This window comes from Brucella tritici, assembly GCF_902825325.1.
Lineage (GTDB): Bacteria > Pseudomonadota > Alphaproteobacteria > Rhizobiales > Rhizobiaceae > Brucella.
Map to the genome: position 1 here is coordinate 21456 of NZ_CADEAR010000002.1, position 19827 is coordinate 41282.

Here is a 19827-nt window from a genome sequence, read left to right on the forward strand (position 1 = left end):
CATTGCATGAACATGTACTGCAACCGCCCCCAAAAGGAATTGCAGCAAAAAGAAAGGCGGGTTTTCACCCGCCTTTTTAATCGGTTCACTTCTGTTTGGGAAGCTCTACGACGATTTCATGTTCGCCGTCCGGCTTGATCGGCACGCCTTCTTCCGGCTTGCCGACCTTGCGACCGTTGAGCTTGACCACCTTGTCTTTAGCACCGGGGGCACCGGCCACGACCTTGACGCGATAAAGCGCTTCGCCGAAGCGGAGCTCGGCTTCATAGCCTTGCCATTCCGGCGGCAAGGCCGGGTCGAGATGCAGGCGATCGCCGCGTTTTGTGACGCCGAGGATACCCTCCGTTGCAACACGGTAGAACCAGCCAGCGGAACCGGTGTACCAGGTCCAGCCGCCCTGTCCGCGACGCGGTTCGACGGAATAGATATCGGCTGCGATCACATAAGGCTCGACGCGGTAGATATCCGGGTTGCGGCCATGGCTGACTGGACTGATGAGCGAGAACAGACGCCATGCCTCGGCCGTCTTGCCCATGCGGGCGAGCGCCATGATGGCCCAGGTCGCGCCGTGCGTGTACTGGCCGCCATTCTCGCGAACGCCAGGCGGATAGCCCTTGATATAGCCCGGCTCCTGAATGGTCCTGTCGAAAGGCGGCGTGAAGAGACGCAGCAATTCGCCTTCGTCATCCAGCAGATATTTTTCGAGCGAAACCATGGCCTGTTCGGCGCGTTTCGGATCGGCAACGCCCGACAGCACGCTCCAGGACTGGGCGATGGCATCGATCTGGCATTCATCGCTGTCCTTCGAGCCAAGCGGCGCGCCGTTGTCGTAGAAACCGCGACGATACCATTGACCATCCCAACCATCGCGGTCGAGGGCCTTCGTCAGGCTTTCCAGATGTGCTTTCCAGATATCGACGCGCTTCTTGTCCTTGCGCGCTTCGGCAATCGGGATGAATTTGCCGAGCGTATAGGCGAGGAACCAGCCGAGCCACACGCTCTCGCCCTCGCCCTTCACGCCGACGAGATTCATGCCGTCGTTCCAGTCACCGCCCAAGATCAGCGGCAGGCCGTGCTTGCCGGTTCGCTCGACAGCAAGATCGAGCGCCAGGGCGCAATGCTCGTAAAGGCTTACTGTGTCCTTGGAGATTTCCGGCTGATAGAAGGCATCGTGTTCACCCTCTTCCAGCTTGCGCCCTTCGAGGAACGGCAGCTTTTCATCAAGGATCGCACGGTCGCCCGTCGTCTCGACATAAAGCGAAGCGCCATAGCCAAGCCAGACGACATCGTCCGAGATCAGTGTGCGGACGCCAGCACCTGTTGCGGGCAACCACCAATGTTGAACATCGCCTTCCGGGAACTGGCGCGATGCGGCATTGAGGATCTGCGCACGGGCAAGCGTCGGATCGATCAGAAGCAGCGACAGCGTGTCCTGCAACTGATCGCGGAAGCCGAACGCACCACTTGCCTGATAGAAGGCAGCGCGCGCCCAGATACGGCAGGCAATCGCCTGATAGGGCAGCCAGCCATTGACCAGAAGGTCGAAAGCCGGGTCTGGCGTTTTTACCTGAACGCGGTCGAACAGGCCATCCCATTGCTGCTTGGCGGCAGCGAGCTTATCGCCGAACGAAACCTTGCGGGTCTCGGCGATCAGCGCCTTAGCCTGTTTCTGATCGGCAGCATTGCCGAGCAGGAAGACGATCTCACGCGCTTCACCCGGCCCCACTTCGATATCGAGGGCGAGCGCGGCGCATGGATCACGACCTGCTTCAACCGTACCCGAAAGCGCCTTGCCAGCCAGAACGACTTCCGGTTTGTCCACCGAGCCGGTGGTGCCGATGAACTCGCTGCGGTCGGCAGTGACGGATTGCGGCTTTTCGGTTGCAGCAAAGAAGGCGATCTGCCCGGACTTGTCCGGATGATACGGATTGCCTGCAAAGAGCGCGCCCAGTTCCTCGTCCTGCGAAGGTACGATGAAAGGCACGTTCTTGGAGCGGGCATTGCCCAGCACCCATTCCACATAGCCATAGACGCGCAGCCTGCGCTTGGAACGCCCGTTATTGGTGACGGTCAGGCGCGACAGACGCACTGGCTTGTCCGCATCCACGATGTGGGTGAGATCAAGTGCCAGTTCGCCATGCTGTGCTGCGAAGCTCGAATAGCCGTGGCCATGACGCGCTTCATAGGTCACTGCCTCGTCGCGCAGCACACTTGCCGTCGGCGCAAAGGTGCGGCCCGTTTCGCGGTCGAGGATATAGATCGCCTCGCCCGGACGGTTCGTAACCGGGTCGTTCGCCCATGGGGTGAGCTGATAATCGCGGCTATTGCCTGCCCAGGTGAAGGCCGAGCCTTCCGCCGAGACATGGAACCCGAAATTCGGATTGGCGATCACATTGATCCATGGATGCGGCGTGTTGGTGCGATTGTTGATGCGCACCACATAAGAGCCATCCTCGGCAAAGCCGCCATAGCCGTTCCAGAAGCGAAGATCGTCACCGGATGGAGCAGGACGGTTTACCGCAGGCTTGACCACAGGTCGGCGTTCTTCCGTTCCGCGTTCGATGGCGACGGGAGCCAATCCTGCAGCCCCGATACCCTGGGCGGATGTCTGACCGACAATTGCGGTCTTGGCATCGCGCGCCGCCAGATCGACGGTAATTTCCTCACTGCGACGCAGCTGCTCGGCCAGCGAGCCATTCTGCGCATGCATGACGATGCGCGCCGAGGCGAGCAGCGTATTGTAGCTTTCGTCACTCATCTGGTCGCGGCGAACCGCAAAGATGTGCGGCTGGCCGCCACCACGGGCGCGGAAGCCTTCAACGATCCAGTCGATGGCGCGCTGTGTATCCTGCGCATAGGAGAAGGCACGCTCGTTAACCGCCACGACATCGACCGTGAGGCCTTTGCTGCGCCAGTATTCCTGCGCGCGCAGCACACCGCGCAACACGTCGAGATCAGCTTCGTTGTCGATGCGCAGCGCAAAGATCGGATAGTCGCCGGAAATCGACATCGGCCACAGGTCGGATTGCTTGCCGAGGCCGCTGGCGATAGTTTCCGGCGGCTGACGCAATGTCCGCTCCGGATAGAGCAGATAGGCAGCCACCTTCTGATAATCGGCAGCCTCGGCAGGCTTGATGCCGATATGGTAGAGTTGCACCTGCGAACTGGTCCATGACAGGGAATATTCGCGGGCGAAGGTTTCCGGATGGCGATGCAGCGCCACGGCATGTTCCACCGCATCGCGGCTGCCGCCTGCGAAGGTCCAGAACACGAGACTTACCTTTTTATGCGCCGGAACGCGAACCCGTGTGCGCACCGAAGCAATCGGGTCGAGCACGCAACCCTGGCTGCCGGTGAACTTGGCACCCTGATCGAAGGCGGCCGCATCGCGCAAGCTGCGACCACGCCCGACAAAGGCATGGCGGTCGGTTTCGACTTCCGTTTCGCGGATCGAGCCGGAAAGATCGGTCACGAAATGCGCAACGTGGATATCCGGATCGGACGGCGCCCGCTTGCGGCGCTTGGCATAGATGGTCGAACCGTTATCGGAGATTTCGGTTTCCACGAACATCTTGGCAAAGGCCGGATGGGCGGCATCGCTGTCGCTATCGTTCAGCACCAGTTCCGCATAGGAGGTGACCTCGATCATGCGGTCGCGGGCGGACGTGTTGATGATGTCGAGCCTGCGGCCTTCGCCATCGGATTCCGACGATACGATCACTTCCATGACGGTTTTGATGTCACCGGCGGTCTTGTAGAATTCCGCCTTGTCTTCGGTGAAGACCGTCTTGGTTTCCTCTTCGGGGTTGCGGACCGGCTCGCCGGTCGCCGACCACCAGTATCCGCTTTCCATGTCGCGCAGGAACAGGAACGTGCCCTGAAGGTCTTCCGACGCATCGGCGTGGAAGCGGGTGATGTCCCAATTGTGCCAACGGCTGTAGCCCGAGCCGTTTGCCGTCACCATCAGCGCATATTGTCCGTTCGACATCATATGCGTGGTACGCGGCGCCTTGAACGGCTTGTCGACAATCCGCATCGGCGCATCGTCGAAGCCGCCGGAATCCACGCGCATCGGATTTTCCGTCTTGGCGTAGATCATCGGGATTTCGCGTGGCGCCTTTTCCTGCAGGAGCAGTTCGGCAGCCTCGATCACCGGATCGGAGTGGAAGCGCTCCCGCATCCGGCCTTCAAAGATCACGTTGTTGACTGCGATGATCGCCATGCCGTGGTGGTGGGCGTAGTAGTTCTTCACCACAGCACAGAGTTCGCCTTCGCGAACACGCGACGGCGTGAAGTCCACCGAATCGTGGAAGCCATAGCGTCCGAGCGCACCGAGCTTGGCAAGGCGCTTCAAGTTCGCGACAGCGGCAGCAGGCTGATACTGCGCGGCAAGCAGGCTCGCATAGGGCGCAATAACCGCATTGCGCGACAGGCCACGCTGCAGGCCGAGGTTCGGCACGCCGAAGTTGGAATACTGGTAGTTCATATGCGCGTCGCGCGCATTGAACGCCGCTTCCGAAATACCCCATGGCAGGCCGCGCGAGGTTGCATAGTCGATCTGGCGCTGCACCACGAGCTTGTTGGTCTGGTCGAGAAGCGAACCGAGCGGCTCGGACATGACGAGCGGCGGCATCAGATATTCGAACATCGAGCCGGACCAGGAGAGCAGAGCGCCCTTCCAGCCTACCGGCACCAGAAGACGACCAAGCTTGAACCAATGTTCAACAGGTACGTCGCCCTTGGCGATGGCAAACAGGCTTGCCAGACGCGCTTCTGACGCCAGAAGATCGTAGCAGCTTTCGTCCAGCTCGTTTTCCTGCACGCGGAAACCGATGGAGAGAAGGCGACGTTCTTTCCGTTCAAGGAAGCCGAACTGCATGTCGAATGCGAGCTGGCGCGAGCGGGTTGCGAGATCGCGCAGACGCTCGCGCAGCGCATCCGTGTCATGCTCGCCGATGGAATCCTCGGTATGTGCCTTGCAGGTATCGACGAGAATGCGCGCCCATTCCACGGCTTCAGCGCTTGCCGGTGTTTCGATTTCGCCATCGAGTTCGTCCATCAGGCGAACGATATCGGTTGCGAACAGCGACAGGTTGATGGTGCGGAAGGACGCCGTTTCCGGCTCATCCTTGATGGACAGTACCGCCCGGCGGAAATTGGCAATCCGCTCTTCCAGACGGCGGCGCAGCGGACGCAGAATCCGGCGATCATCCGGGATTTTGGCGATGGACTCTTCAAGGATGTCATTGACATCAAGAATGCCGTCGAGGTCGCCTTGCATATAGACAGACGGTGCTTCCGCCCATTCTTCCAGCGCAGACGACAGCGTGACCAGATGGCCGGCAAGATTGCCGCTATCGACTGCAGAGACATAAAGCGGGCGCATCGGCGTCAGCGTATTGGTCTCGTACCAGTTGTAGAGATGGCCCTGATACTTCTCCATCTTCTCAAGTGTATCGACAGTGGCTTGAACGCGATCCAGCGTTTCACCGAAGCCGATCCAGCCGAAATCGCGCGCGGCGACAACGGACAGAAGATAGACACCGATATTGGTCGGCGACGTGCGCTGCGCGACAATCGGCGCCGGGTCTTCCTGGAAGTTATCTGGCGGCAGATGATGGTTTTCGTCGTTTGCGAACTCGGCGAAGTAACGCCAGGTCCGGCGTGCATAGCGGCGCAGGTCCGACTTGTCGGAAGAAAGCACTTCCAGCGTGTCCTGCGGCTTGGCCGAACGGCTGACCAGCCAAGCAATCAGCGGCGAGGCAAACCAGATGACGGCAAACGGTGCTGCGATCATTGCCGCATGACTTTGGGCAGCAAGCGGGAAGAAGATCGCCAGACCCGCAATCGCTATGGCGGGCCACATGAGCTGGAAATAGTAAAGCAGCGTATCGGGCGAGGTTCTCGCCTGCGCTGCCGTGCGCCATTCCAGAAGATTGCGATGCGAAACGAACAGGCGATAGACGGTGCGCGCAATGGCATCCGCCATCAGGAACGCCGAATGCGCGATGAAAGTGGTGCGCAGCGCCACATCAGCCGTGCCGAGCGCGATATCGGTCAGCACCGACTGCGCATGGCCTTTCAGCGAATAGTCCATGTTCGATGGAATAAGATTGGTGACAATACCGAATGTCGGCGCGACGAACATGGAGAGAATGAGGAAGCCTTGCCAGACGGCAGCAGGCCCGATTGGCAGCACGCTCCAACCGACGACGGCTGCGACCAGCCACAGGATCGGATTGAGCGAGCGGCGCAGATTGTCGACCATCTTCCAGCGCGTGATGTGGCTGACGCCACGGCTCGTCGAAAACAGCCAAGGCAGAAGTTGCCAATCGCCACGCGCCCAGCGATGGTGACGCGATACGTCGACATTGTAGCCGGTCGGATAATCCTCGACCACTTCGACGTCGCTGACGAGAGCCGCGCGGGCATAGCCGCCTTCGAGAAGGTCATGGCTGAGCAACGTGTTTTCCGGCACGCGGCCTTTCAGCGCCGCCTCGAAAGCGTCGATGTCGTAGAGCCCCTTGCCCGTGAAGGTGCCTTCGCCAAGCAGATCCTGATAGGTGTCGGACACAGCGAAGACATAAGGGTCGATCCCGCGATTGACCGAGAAGACGCGCTGCAGGAACGACGCCTCGTCGCCAGTGGTGAGCGAAGGCGTGACACGCGGCTGCAAAATGCCGTAGCCACGCACGACCTTGCCGGTCTTCTCGTCGATGATCGGTCGGTTCAGCGGATGGCTGAGCTTGCCGGCCAGATGTGTGACGGATTCCGGCGTCAGACGCGTATCGGCGTCCAGCGTCATCACATATTTGATTTCCTTCGGCAGGCGCTCGTCGGCGGGGAAGAAGCTTGTATCCTGGTCACCGCGCAGAAGCAGGTTCAGCTCATGCAGCTTGCCGCGCTTGCGCTCCCAGCCCATCCAGCAATTCTGCTTCTCATTGAACAGGCGGCGGCGGTGCAGAAGGAAGAAGCGCGGCTGGTCGTCGCCGGTATAGTGCTCGTTGAGCTTGGCGATTTCCTCGCGGGCATATTCATAGATTTCCATGTCCGCAGGCGTGATTTCCTGCTTCGCATCGGTCCAGTCGCTGACCAGCGCAAAGTAGATTTCGCCACGCGGATTGGTGAGATAATGGACTTCGAGATTGCGGATCTGCTCATCGATGGAATCTCGCGAGGTAATGAAGGTCGGCACTGCGACCAGCGTGCGCGCCTCCTCCGGCAAGCCTTCCTTATATTCGAAACCGATGAGCCGTGTCGGCTGAACGAACCACGGCACCAGCGCATTGAACAACGAATAGGACGCATCCATTGCCGGGAAGATCGCCAGAAGCGTGAACAGCGTGCGCAGATCGGTCGAAAGACCGGCGCGGATCATGCAGTAATTGACGAGCAACAGAATGAGGATTGTGAAGATCGCCGTCGGGATAAACAGGCCCCAGAGGCCAAGGCCGCGATAGAACCGCAGCGCCTTGACGCCAAAAGGCGCGTGATAGCCGCAGACTTTTTCAAGCTCCTTGCGGCCTTCACCGGACAGGTAATAGGCGATTGCGCCCTTGCCTTCGGCTTCGGGATGACCCGCTTTTTCCGCACGATGTCCATCTTCGGCCAGCTTGAGCGCTGCCCATGTGATGTCGATCTCGCTCATATTCGAATAGCGGGCGAGCTTTTCGATGGTCACGCGATAGGCGTTGCGGGACCGGAAATCCAGAAGCTCGAAATCGCTGTGGTCGCGCAGGATCGCATCAACCTCGTTGACGGTTTCGAACCAGGTTTCCCAGTCAACGTCGTCAATGGATTTCAGACTGCGGATGACGTTGCCCATCGTGACGCCGCCAGTAGACTGGCGGGCATGTTCCTCGACGATGGCATCTTCCGGATTGCTGCCCTCCTGCTCCAGAATCCGTTCCAGCCAGCTTGCTGCAGCCGTGGTGTCGGTCGATGAGGAACGCAGGCGATAAAGAAGATGGGTCGCGAACGTGCTGTCGCGGGCGGCATCGGCATATTGCGCCAAAACCGAATCCAGTTCGGCTCCGTCGGCAGCGACCACGATGCGGTCGGCAGCCGTATTGGCGAGATTGCGCATGATGCGCGCGCGGTCGACGCGCAGCGCCAGACGGCGTGCATTCTCGATCAGGAAATAGCGCACCGCAGACGGCAGCGCCCACAATTCGCCGATCTTCAGCGGCTCCACAGTCTGGAAACCCTTGACGATGGCCGTCAGCGTCTTCAGCGAGAAATTGCTGTCCGTATGGGCGACATAAAGCCAGGCCAGCGCGAAAATGCGCGGCATACCTTCATATTTTTCGACCGGGGCCTTGTAGAGCGGCAGCTGGCGGATGAAGCGGCGCGGCAGGTCGCGACGGGCCTGCTGCACGTTCTTGTCGATCTGATAGTGATTGTCGAGCAGCCATTGGGCGGCTGGCGTGATGGTTTCGCCCGCACGCGACGCCGCATCGGAGGCGCGATAGGCATGCAGGATCAGCTTGCCGTTTTCGGACAGGCGCTGATCGAACGGGAAGGCAATATAACCCGGCAGCGGAATGTCTTCGCCCCGCGCCACGGCAGCGGCAAGCGCGCCAAGCTCTTCCTCGGTTTTGTACAAGGCCCGGATGGGGGATGGTTGTTCAGGCGGAATCCGGCCCGACGCATCGGGCTCGCTGGATTTGGGTTCCATCGAAGATTGCGGCATCGGCGATTTATTCTCGGTAGAGGTTGATTTGGAGAGCGAAGAAGACAATTCCGGCATCTGCCTTAACAGCCTTTCCGAAGGAAATGAGTTATCTGCGGCGGGTGGATACTGACATTATTCCGAATTTTCATTTCAAGGAAACGGCAGTATCCGTGTTCGGTTCCCTGAATGTCGACCGCATTTGGCCAAAATGCGACGGCGCAATGTGCTGATCTTCAAACCGTTTGAATAGCAACGCACAATTCTTTCCGCCCATTAATGTTGCGTTATGGAACACCCCGTTTCCTGCAACCCTAACATATTGAAAATAAAAATAATACTACCGCAGGTAACGCGCTGGAAAATTTCATCGCGACAGGCTCATGCCCTGAAATACGGAAAGGCCCGGCAGACATTCGGGAATCACCGCATGTCTGCCGGGCCTTGCGTTTCGGTTCACCGGAAAGTGACGATCAGGAACCGGTTTCGCTGGCCGGAAAAAGCTTCCAGTAACGCGGTCGGAATGCGATGCGGCTTTTCTCCGCCGCCGGATGTTCGGCTGGAATTTCGATCTCGACCCGCTCGCGTGCGCCGCCTACTTCCAGTTCGACGCGCCGCTTGCCGCCCGAACGACGGCTGGCCACCACCGTGCCTGCGATGCAGCCGCCGCAACCGTCCAGCAATTCGACATCGTGCGGGCGGAAGAAGAGCTGCGCATCACCATCCGCCACATCCTGGACCGTTAGGCCGATATTGCGGTCGACAAGCCAGATCTCGCCCTTTTCGACCCGCACCGGAAGCGTGCTGGACTCACCGATGAAGCCATAGACGCCGGGGGAATTCGGATTGTCATAGACTTCGTCCGGTGTGCCAACCTGCTCGATACGACCCTGGCTCATCACCACCACGCGGTCGGCGAGCTCCAGCGCCTCATCCTGATCGTGAGTCACGAAAACAGTTGTGTGACCGGTCTTGTCGTGGATTTCGCGCAGCCAGCGGCGCAGTTCCTTGCGCACCAGCGCATCAAGCGCGCCAAACGGCTCATCGAGAAGCAGAACTTTCGGTTCAATCGCCATGGCGCGGGCAAGCGCCACGCGCTGGCGCTGACCACCGGATAGCTGTGCCGGATAACGCTTCTCCAGTCCCTGCAGCTGGACGAGATCCAGCAATTCCAGCGCGCGGCTGCGAATATCGTCACTCGACGGACGCGTCGCGCTTGGGCGCACCTTCAGACCAAAACCGATATTGTCTGCCACCGTCATGTGGCGGAACAGCGCATAATGCTGGAAGACGAAGCCGACATTGCGCTCCTGAACGCTCTTCTGCGACGCGTCTTCGTCGCCAAAGAAGATGGTGCCTTCGGTCGGCGTTTCCAGCCCGGCAATCAGGCGCAAAAGCGTGGTCTTGCCCGAACCGGAAGGCCCCAGCAAAGCGATCAGCTCGCCGGAACGAATATCCAGCGAGACATTATGCAACGCCGGGAAGCGAGCGAACTCCTTACGCACACCGGCAACACGAACTTCCATTCCCAATCCTTCCGTCTGCCATAGCAGGACTATGCTTTATGTTTGCCGCCGCGCGGCCAATTGCTCGTTTAGATGTCAGTGCCCGTTTCCGCTGCCGGCCAGTTCATCGCCATAACGCAGTTCCAGCGCCGTCTTGATGGCGAGTGTCAGGAGCGCCAGAAAGGCCAGCAGCGACGCCACCGCGAATGCACCGACGAAGTTATATTCGTTGTAGAGAATTTCCACATGCAGCGGCATCGTATTGGTGAGACCGCGAATATGTCCAGAGACTACGGAAACAGCGCCGAACTCACCCATTGCACGGGCATTACAGAGCAGCACGCCGTAAAGCAGCCCCCATTTGATATTGGGCAGCGTCACATAGCGAAAGGTCTGCCAGCCATTGGCGCCGAGCGAAATCGCCGCCTCCTCATCGCCGGTTCCCTGCTCCTGCATCAACGGTATCAGTTCGCGTGCGACGAACGGAAAGGTGACGAACACCGTTGCCAGAACGATGCCCGGAACGGCAAACAATATCTCAATCCCATGCCGTGACAGCCACGGTCCGAGCAGGCTGTGACTTGAGAAAAGCAGCACGAAAACAAGACCGGAAATAACCGGCGACACGGAAAAGGGCAGATCAATCAGCGTCGTCAGCAGCGCCTTGCCCTTAAATTCGAACTTCGCGATTGCCCAGGCGGCTGCAATGCCGAAGACCAGATTGAGCGGCACGGCAATGGCCGCCACCATGAGCGTGAGCCTTATCGCAGCCCAGGCATCCGGCTCGACCAGTGCTGCCAGATATTCGCCTGCTCCCTTGCGGAAGGCTTCAACGAAGACCGCAATGACCGGCAGGATGAGGAAGAGAGCCAGAAAAGCCAGCGCCAGAGCGATCAGCGTGATACGCGTCGGCAGACTTTCGGTGACAGCGCTTCGGCTGTTGCGAGGAGCGGCAGAGACAGGTTCATTCGCCATGACCATATTTCCTCCGTGTCCACGACTGGATAAGATTGATGAAAAGCAGCATCGCGAAGGAAAGCGCGAGCATCACCGTGGCGAGCGCGGTCGCCCCGGCATAATCATATTCCTCCAGCTTGATGACGATCAGAAGCGGCGCAATTTCCGAGACATAAGGCGTATTGCCCGCAATGAAGATGACCGAGCCATATTCGCCGACGCCGCGTGCGAAGGCGAGCGCGAAGCCGGTGAGGATGGCGGGTTGAAGGCTCGGCAGCAGCACCCGCCAGATCGTCTGGAACCGGGATGCGCCAAGGGTTGCCGCCGCCTCTTCGACCTCGCGGCTGATTTCCTCCATGATCGGCTGGACGGTGCGCACGACGAAGGGCAGACCGATGAAGATCAGCGCAATAACGATGCCCGCCCGCGAAAAAGCGATGCGAATGCCGAACGGTGCCAGCAGGCTGCCGATCCAGCCATTCGGTGCATAAATTGCGGCCAGCGCAATACCCGCAACTGCCGTTGGCAGAGCAAACGGAATATCTACGATGGCATCGACGAACCGCCGTCCCGGAAACCGATAACGCACCAGAACCCAGGCAAGGATGACGCCGAAGACGACATTGACCAGCGCCGCGATGAAGGCGGTGCCGAAGCTCGTTTCAAGCGCTCTCAATGTGCGCTCGTCGGTGACGAGGCGCCAGAAACCGGTAAGCCCGACTTCGGTGGAACGCAGCACCAATGCCGCAAGCGGAATGAGAATGAGAAGGGTCAGATAGGCAACACTGAAGCCGAACGTCAGCCCGAAACCGGGAATGACGCTCGGCTTTCTGAAGTGCGACCCTGCTCTGGCCCGTGCAGGGAGCGAAGACATGCGTTGGTTTGTTCCCTCTTCAGTATTTGATCTTACTGATCGCTCTCGAATTCCGGATTATTTTCCCGGTTTGTAGAGCTGGTCGAACGTTCCTCCATCGCCAAAATGATAGGGCTGTGCCTTGGCCCATCCGCCGAAAATCGGATCATCGATCGTCACCAGCGTCAAGTCCGGAAACTTGCGCTGCTTGTCGGCGGGGATGATGTCAGGCTTCGACGGACGGTAGAAATGCTTGGCGGCAAGCGCCTGTCCTTCCGGCGAGTACAGATATTCGAGATAAGCCTGTGCCAGCTTGGTGGTGCCGTTTTCCTCGGCATTCTTGTCCACCACCGCGACTGGAGGTTCAGCCAGAATGGACTGCGGCGGAACGACGATGTCGAATGCATCCTCGCCAAATTCCGCGACCGAGAGATAGGCTTCGTTTTCCCAGGCAAGCAGTACATCGCCGAGCTGGCGCTGCACGAAAGTGGTCGTCGAGCCACGCGCGCCGGTGTCGAGCACAGGCACATGGCGGAACAGTTCGCCGATGTAATCCTTGATCTTCTGCTCGTCGCCACCGTATTGCTTGTAGGCCCATGCCCAGGCGGCGAGATAGTTCCAGCGTGCGCCGCCGGACGTCTTCGGGTTCGGCGTGATGACCTCGACACCGTCCTTCACCAGATCGCCCCAGTCCTTGATGCCCTTGGGATTGCCCTTGCGCACAAGGAAGACGATGGTTGACGTATAGGGAGCCGAATTGTTGGGCAGGCGCTTGCGCCAGTCCTTGTCGATCTTGCCCGAAAGCTCGGCAATGGCATCGATATCGCTTTCAAGCGCCAGTGTAACCACATCGGCCTTGATGCCGTCGATCACGGAGCGCGCCTGCTTGCCCGACCCACCATGGGATACGCGAATGGTGACGGTTTCGCCGGTTTCAGCCTTCCAGTGGGAAGCAAAAGCGGCGTTGTAATCCTTGTAAAGTTCACGCGTCGGATCGTAGGACACGTTCAGAAGCGTCTGATCGGCGAAGCTTGCCTGAACCGTTCCAGTCAGCGAAGCCGCAGCCACCAATGCTGCCAAAGTGAGTGAAAATCTCGATATCTTCATGACCGCCTCCATGGTTCATTGGCCAAGACAGTATCAGAGCTCTTTGAAGACAGGATGCCACAAGCCGGTCGTTATTTGAAACGACTTCGAAAAATCTACTCTCCCCTGTCAGCCATTGCGAAATATTTTTTCCGCCTGGCTTCATAAGCCGCCCTTGGACGCAAAGTTTAGAACGTGCACTATTGCTGCCCGACAGGACCAACTACCCATGGAGGTGAGGCCCGGACTGGGGTTGCGGGGGGCAAGTATTCATCCGGGCCTCGGCCAGTCTCACGACCGGCAGGCTAACAACGGGCGAAACTTGTTTCGGTTGCAGGAAATCTCGGCAGCCTGATGATTATTTTTCGCAGCCCTATTGCAACCATATCATGCTCCATAATCGCTCTTGAACGATATCACTGAAGGGGTATTTTTCCTGTATTGATTGGCTGACCAGAGGATTTTTCACATGGCATATGGCAAGCGTTACCTCGGTACCCTTTTCTTGATTGCGGCAGGTCCGGCGATGCTGTTTGCACCGTCCGTTTCAGCGCAAGCTCAGGACGTGAACCCCATAGAGCGGGTCGATTATATCTGCGAACGCGGGGTCGTCGTGCCTGTCACCTATATCCGCAATGGCAGCGCGCCCGGATTTGCCGTCCTCGATGCTGAAGGCAAGATGATTGCGCTACAATGGCACGACAATCTCAAGAAATATGTCGCCATCGATGAACAGGACAGCTACCGCTGGAACGACAAGGACGGTCAGGCCGTGTTGAGTCACCTCGAAGCCGATCACACCGCCAAGGAAGTGATGCTACTTTCAGCCTGTCGTTCAGACGATTCGGAAGAATAGAAGATTTCATTACGGTACGAGGTAATGCTTGTCCCACTGGTTCTGGGGCACTTCATCGCCGATGTCATAGCGGAAGGAAACAATATTGATATGTTCCTCATCCGTCTTGCAGACGAAGGACAGCTTGTACCAGTGCTCCCGGCTGCGGAAGGCTGCGCCATCGGCCTTGATGGAGTTCTTTTTGGTCACCGGATCGGAGAAGGCATAGGCCAGAACCTTGTCGACCGAAAACTTCTGTTCCCGCGTGATGCGTTCCATGGCTTCCACATCGCAACGCTGTTCCAGGCGGGTTGCCGGATCGAGCTTCTCAAGCTGGGCCTTTTCAGAGGCGTTCATCGCGAAAGACGGGGAAACCGCCAGACAAAGGAAGATGAGACTGACAATAGCGGACGCAGGCAACACAACGGGCATGAATTTCATCGGACTTTCGGGAACTCCTCGAGGTGCTCAAATTATCAGCGGCGATAATAAGCATGATTTGCGGCAATGTACGGATCATCACCGGAAAGTTATCGAAGGCCAACCATAAAAACCGCCATCCCCAAAATTCGTCCCTACGTATGAATTAATCGTCGCTGTTCGCGCTCAGCCCTTCCACATAGGTGCGGTTGCGCCCTTCTTTCTTGGCGGCGTAGAGGATTTTGTCGGCCTTATCGACGGCCTGCCAGAAATCACCCTGTTCCGGCAGACGAACACAGCCGATGCTGCATGTGACGCTGGTTTCCTTTGCGAGTCGCTGGAACCGGTGTCTCTCGATATTCTGCCGTACGCCTTCCATAAGCTGGAAGAGGTTATCGGCATGCATATCATCAACACAGATCACGAATTCCTCGCCGCCTGTACGTGCAATCAACGGTCTTTCGCCGATAAGCTTGCGCAGGATTCCTGCGAACTCCTTCAGAACCGCGTCGCCTGCCGCGTGACCATAAGCGTCGTTCAGCGCCTTGAAGTAATCGATATCGCAAACGGCGACCCAGCCCGGAACGCCCTTTTTCGCTTGCAAAAGTGCGTTATAGCGCATTTCCAGCCCGCGCCGGTTGAGAAGTCCCGTCAAGGGATCGCTGTCGCGTTCGCGCGATAGCTCGCCGATACGGTCGTAACCGGCAGCGGCCAGCAAGGCGAAGCCAGTGAGAACGGCGGCGATGGCAGTGGAAAAGACTGTCCATTGCCAGAAGACCGTCATCGCGAAATCGTCGCCATCGACATCGCCAAGCAGGGAGCGGGCAGTCAGAAGCGTGCGCGGCACGAATTGCAATGCCACCAGAACGAGCATGACCAGCAAAAGCTTGTCGACCAGCGATCCCTTGAACAGACACCGTGCCTGCCAGGCAAAAGAAAGGATCAGCGTCGCCATGCCCAGATTGAGCACGTAGACCCGCGACAGAAGATTTGGCTCGATATAGCAATAATACCAGACACCGCCGACGATGAGCGCGAAACTCAATATGTAGAAGGCAGATGTAAGCCGCAGACCGCTCCGCTGCAGAATGCCATATCCGCCGACCAGCGTGCCCCCGACATAAAATGCCGACGAAAGCACTGTGTTCAGATTGTCGTTCGCAGGAAAATTGCCGAGCTGGACCAGCATGGCGATACCGATCAGCAGGAAACACGCGCCGCAGGACAGCAGAAACTTGCGGCCGCGATCGGAAAACCACGCCGTAAAAAAGGCAAGCGAGAACAGCAGCAGAACGGCGGGGAGTACGAACTTCATATAATCGGGCGCGCAAATTACAATTTCTGGGAGAAGTCTTATTGCGTCCTCTCAAGAAAATTACAATTGAGTAAATTGAAAACGTTCTGTGAACCCGCCATGCGTACCGGGCAGGCCTGCAAGACGCGAGGCCGTAACTCACCGTGCTTTCGCTCTTGATTTCATCAGGCCGTCCGTGTTTGTAACCTGCAAACATTGCCGTGATATGCGCTATCATATGCGCCACGCAGTCCCGTCGCGAAAGGAAGAGACATGAAGCCCGTTTTCCTGCAACTGCAGTGCACGCCCGGTAAAACCTATGAGGTAGCCGATACGCTCTTTCAGCGTGAAATCGTCTCCGAGCTTTATTCCACCAGCGGCGAATTCGACCTTCTGGCAAAAATCTACATCGCCGAAGATCAGGATATCGGCAAGTTCATGAACGAGAATGTCTTTGACATTCCCAATATTGTCCGCTCGCTGACGACGCTGACCTTTACTGCCTTCTGACATCGGCCCCAAGCCGATAGAAAGCCGGTAAAGGTTTGATTCACCATTAACGAATTATCATGTCGGCGAAGGGAACCTCTGCTTGCGCTCGCGCATTTCTTGCGTGAAGGGCTTACCTCAAAAAGGGAGGCAGCGAGACAAGTGATGAATGATCTTGGACAGCGGCGGGTATTAGTGGTGGAAGACGAGATTTTCGTCGCCCTCGACGTCGCCGCGACTGTCGAGGACGCGAACGGAACCGTTCTCGGTCCGGTCGGAACCGTCCGGCAAGCAATAGATATCATCAACCGCAATCAGGTCGACGCCGCCATTCTCGATGTGAACCTTGCCGATGGCGATGTGGAAGCTGTGCTGGACTGGTTGATGAGCCGCCATATCTTCGTCGTCATCCATAGCGGCGGCGGACTGCCTGCCCGCCTTGCAGCGCGCTATCCGCAAGTGCCTGTCTTCCAGAAGCCGATCCCGCCATCCGTGCTGACGCGCGCTCTGGCCTCCGCTCTTGCTTCGCACATGGCTTGAGAGGCCGGATGCGGCCGACATTTCCCGATTTCGCAACAGTGCTGAAGGAAGTCGAGGCCGACACAGGCCAGGCGGACGATATTCGCGGACCGCAATTCGGGTTTGCTTCGACCGTTTTTTCTGCAGAGTTCAGCGATACGCCCGCAACCGAACGCCAGCCCGATGGCCTGCAGCGCCTGTTCGACATTGAAAGCCCGCCCGAGACTGCGCCCGCACCTGACCGGGAAAGGCTGGCAATAGAAGCGCGCATGCAGAAGCAGTCCCCGGATGCGATCCGCCAGGAGCTGGATTTACAGCCGGGTTTGAAGCGTGCCGAACTGCAACGGCGCCGACGCAGCTTTGCCGCCAGCAATCATCCCGACCGTCTGCCGGAAGAGTTTCGTCCCGCTGCAGAACAGCGGATGAAAACGGCAAATGCCCTGCTCGATAACGCCATGGCCAGCGCACCATCTTAACGCCAAGCAACTTCCTTACGTTTTCAGCGCAAAATCTTTTGCCTTATAACAATAACGTGCTAGATTACCCCGTCTGTGCCTGCGAAAGCTGTCGCACGCCGGAACCCTTTCCGTTGTCTGCAAGCCTGCAAACGGTCCCGCTGCTCTCCCCGTACTCCGGGCAAAATTGGGCGATATGGGGCAATTTGCGCTTTGCTCTACAGGAACGGTTCTGTCATATCGACGTTACACATTAGAATAGTTCCTAAAAGGTTTGAAAATGCCTCCTTATCGTTCGCGTACAACCACCCACGGTCGCAACATGGCCGGCGCGCGCGGCCTATGGCGCGCCACCGGCATGAAGGATGAGGATTTCGGCAAGCCGATTATTGCCGTGGTGAACTCGTTCACCCAATTCGTGCCCGGCCACGTGCACCTGAAGGACCTCGGCCAGCTCGTCGCGCGCGAAATCGAAAGCGCTGGCGGTGTCGCCAAGGAATTCAACACCATTGCGGTCGATGACGGTATCGCCATGGGCCATGACGGCATGCTCTATTCGCTGCCGTCGCGGGAACTCATCGCCGACTCGGTCGAATATATGGTCAATGCGCATTGCGCCGATGCGATGGTCTGCATTTCCAATTGCGACAAGATCACCCCCGGCATGCTGATGGCCGCTCTGCGCCTCAATATCCCGGTCGTGTTCGTTTCTGGCGGTCCGATGGAAGCAGGCAAGGTCGTCTGGGACGATCAGGTCAAGAAGCTCGACCTCGTGGATGCGATGGTTGCCGCTGCCGACGATCATTACACCGATGATCAGGTCAAGGCCATCGAGCGCTCCGCCTGCCCGACCTGCGGTTCGTGCTCGGGCATGTTTACCGCAAACTCGATGAACTGCCTCACCGAAGCGCTCGGCCTGTCGCTGCCGGGCAATGGCTCGACGCTCGCAACCCATGCCGACCGCAAGCGCCTCTTCGTGGAAGCCGGTCATCTGGTTGTCGATCTCGCCCGCCGTTATTACGAGCAGAACGACGAGAGCGTGCTGCCGCGCTCAATTGCGAGCTTCCCGGCTTTTGAAAACGCCATGACGCTCGATATCGCCATGGGCGGTTCGACCAATACGGTTCTGCATCTTCTCGCTGCCGCACAGGAAGCCGAGATTGACTTCACCATGGCCGACATCGACCGCCTGTCGCGCCGCGTGCCGGTGCTCTGCAAGGTCGCGCCTGCCGTCGCCTCCGTTCATATGGAAGACGTTCATCGCGCTGGCGGCATCATGGGTATTCTGGGCCAGCTCGAAAAGGCGGGCCTCATCAACACCGATCTGCCGACCGTCCATAGTGAAACAATGGGTAAGGCGCTCGATCATTGGGACGTGACCCGCACCAACAGCGAAATGGTGCACAAGTTCTATTCGGCTGCCCCCGGTGGCGTGCCAACGCAGGTTGCCTTCTCTCAGGAGCGCCGCTTTGACAGCGTGGATTCTGACCGTGAAAAGGGCGTCATCCGCTCCAAGGAACATGCATTCAGTCAGGATGGCGGTCTGGCGGTACTTTACGGCAATCTGGCCGAAGACGGCTGCATCGTGAAGACGGCAGGCGTGGACGATTCCATCCTGAAATTCTCCGGCCCTGCCCGCATCTTTGAAAGCCAGGATTCGGCTGTACTCGGCATTCTGAACGGCAAGATCAAGCCGGGCGACATTGTGCTGATCCGCTATGAAGGCCCGCGCGGCGGCCCTGGCATGCAGGAAATGCTCTATCCGACCAGCTATCTGAAGTCGAAGGGTCTCGGCAAGGCTTGCGCGCTCATCACCGACGGACGCTTCTCGGGCGGCTCTTCGGGCCTCTCGATCGGCCACGTATCGCCGGAAGCAGCCGAAGGCGGCACGATCGGTCTGGTGCGCGAAGGCGATATCATCGATATCGACATTCCGAACCGCAAAATTCACCTCGCCGTGGACGACGCAACGCTGGCAGAACGCCGCGCCGAGCAGGATGCAGCGGGCTGGAAGCCAGCAGAGGAACGCAAGCGCAAGGTTTCCACCGCGCTGAAGGCCTATGCCTCAATGGCAACCAGTGCTGCCAAGGGTGCGGTCCGGAAACTGCCGGATTGATTTTGTAACAAAGTATTTTACTAAGGGCTCTTCGGAGCCCTTTTTCTTTCGAAGTAGATAGGTGCGAAATCGATGAATTCCAGAAAAAAATTATTAGCAATTGGAGCAATATGTATATTTTCAATGAGAGCGACCTATGGTGAAGAACTCACCAAAAAGGATTATATGGAACTGCCCTCAAAAGCAGTTCGGTATTTCCAATGCTCTATACTAATTCAAAATACTGGACAGGCGCGACGCCCCTCATCCGTCGGTTTCTTTCTAGCTTCAAAGGCCACTCAACGAGGTTATGATTTTAGCAAACAGTATTACGACGCTTTAGATAGCAATAAAATCTCTCCGCTGGATTTCGATATAGGAACACTACCGACAGGATTTATATTAGACCCAATATCAATCACGTCACAAAATCGAGAGGAAGAAATATCGTTTAGAATTGGTCGCATATCAGTATATGCGGGATTCGATCTATTTTCGAAAACGCAAGGCATCGATAAAAATAACAGAATTGATATTCCGAATTTCAAACAAAATTCAAAAAACTTACTGGATGAATATTGCGATTATGAATCCTTAGGACTGACACCCGCAATGCTTGAGCAACTGCGAAACGACTTAAAATAAACC

The 19827-nt window shown here is 57.8% G+C and carries 13 protein-coding genes; 6 read left to right on the plus strand and 7 right to left on the minus strand.

The window, feature by feature from the left end:
- Positions 1-85: 85 nt before the first annotated feature.
- From HWX93_RS02310 to HWX93_RS02330, 5 genes are all read right to left on the minus strand, one after another.
- The gene (locus HWX93_RS02310) at positions 86-8749 is read right to left on the minus strand and encodes a GH36-type glycosyl hydrolase domain-containing protein (protein WP_176036378.1); all 8664 of its coding nucleotides are present in this window, start codon (positions 8747-8749) and stop codon (positions 86-88) included.
- A gap of 395 nt (positions 8750-9144) precedes the next feature.
- Complete coding sequence (locus HWX93_RS02315) at positions 9145-10197, minus strand: sulfate/molybdate ABC transporter ATP-binding protein (RefSeq protein ID WP_176036379.1); 1053 nt, start codon at positions 10195-10197, stop codon at positions 9145-9147.
- Positions 10198-10272: 75 nt separating this feature from the next.
- Positions 10273-11157 (minus strand): sulfate ABC transporter permease subunit CysW, encoded by an 885-nt coding sequence (gene cysW, locus HWX93_RS02320; RefSeq protein ID WP_151645859.1) that lies wholly within the window; start codon positions 11155-11157, stop codon positions 10273-10275.
- Positions 11141-12007, minus strand: coding sequence for a sulfate ABC transporter permease subunit CysT (gene cysT / locus HWX93_RS02325; RefSeq protein WP_176036380.1), 867 nt, complete (start codon positions 12005-12007; stop codon positions 11141-11143). The genes cysW and cysT overlap by 17 nt, the downstream gene beginning before the upstream one ends.
- A 57-nt stretch (positions 12008-12064) precedes the next feature.
- A complete protein-coding gene (locus HWX93_RS02330) occupies positions 12065-13093 on the minus strand; it encodes a sulfate ABC transporter substrate-binding protein (protein ID WP_109989233.1) in 1029 nt (342 codons plus the stop codon).
- A 448-nt stretch (positions 13094-13541) separates the two neighbouring features.
- Between HWX93_RS02330 and HWX93_RS02335 the strand changes: the two genes are divergently transcribed.
- Positions 13542-13928: a hypothetical protein gene (locus HWX93_RS02335; RefSeq protein ID WP_109989232.1), complete on the plus strand. Its 387-nt coding sequence runs from the start codon at positions 13542-13544 to the stop codon at positions 13926-13928.
- Between the two features lie 9 nt (positions 13929-13937).
- Here the strand turns inward: HWX93_RS02335 and HWX93_RS02340 are convergent, their stop codons facing one another.
- Both HWX93_RS02340 and HWX93_RS02345 read right to left on the minus strand, forming a co-directional pair.
- Complete coding sequence (locus HWX93_RS02340) at positions 13938-14348, minus strand: DUF930 domain-containing protein (protein WP_176036381.1); 411 nt, start codon at positions 14346-14348, stop codon at positions 13938-13940.
- A 145-nt stretch (positions 14349-14493) separates the two neighbouring features.
- Positions 14494-15642 carry a GGDEF domain-containing protein gene (locus tag HWX93_RS02345; protein ID WP_109989230.1) on the minus strand — a complete coding sequence of 383 codons (1149 nt, stop codon included), beginning with the start codon at positions 15640-15642 and terminating at the stop codon, positions 14494-14496.
- A 252-nt stretch (positions 15643-15894) separates the two neighbouring features.
- On the opposite strand from HWX93_RS02345, the gene HWX93_RS02350 reads away from it, so the two are divergent.
- The 5 genes from HWX93_RS02350 (at position 15895) to HWX93_RS02370 (ending at position 19824) form a co-directional block, all read left to right on the plus strand.
- Entirely contained in the window at positions 15895-16131 is a 237-nt protein-coding gene (locus HWX93_RS02350) for an Lrp/AsnC ligand binding domain-containing protein (RefSeq protein WP_109989229.1), read from the plus strand.
- A 144-nt stretch (positions 16132-16275) separates the two neighbouring features.
- Positions 16276-16650: a response regulator gene (locus HWX93_RS02355; RefSeq protein WP_176036382.1), complete on the plus strand. Its 375-nt coding sequence runs from the start codon at positions 16276-16278 to the stop codon at positions 16648-16650.
- An 8-nt stretch (positions 16651-16658) separates the two neighbouring features.
- Positions 16659-17105 (plus strand): hypothetical protein, encoded by a 447-nt coding sequence (locus HWX93_RS02360; protein ID WP_176036383.1) that lies wholly within the window; start codon positions 16659-16661, stop codon positions 17103-17105.
- Between the two features lie 259 nt (positions 17106-17364).
- Positions 17365-19200, plus strand: a complete 1836-nt coding sequence (gene ilvD / locus HWX93_RS02365) for a dihydroxy-acid dehydratase (RefSeq protein WP_176036384.1) — start codon at positions 17365-17367, stop codon at positions 19198-19200.
- 72 nt (positions 19201-19272) lie between these two features.
- Positions 19273-19824, plus strand: coding sequence for a hypothetical protein (locus HWX93_RS02370; protein WP_176036385.1), 552 nt, complete (start codon positions 19273-19275; stop codon positions 19822-19824).
- Positions 19825-19827 lie beyond the last annotated feature (3 nt).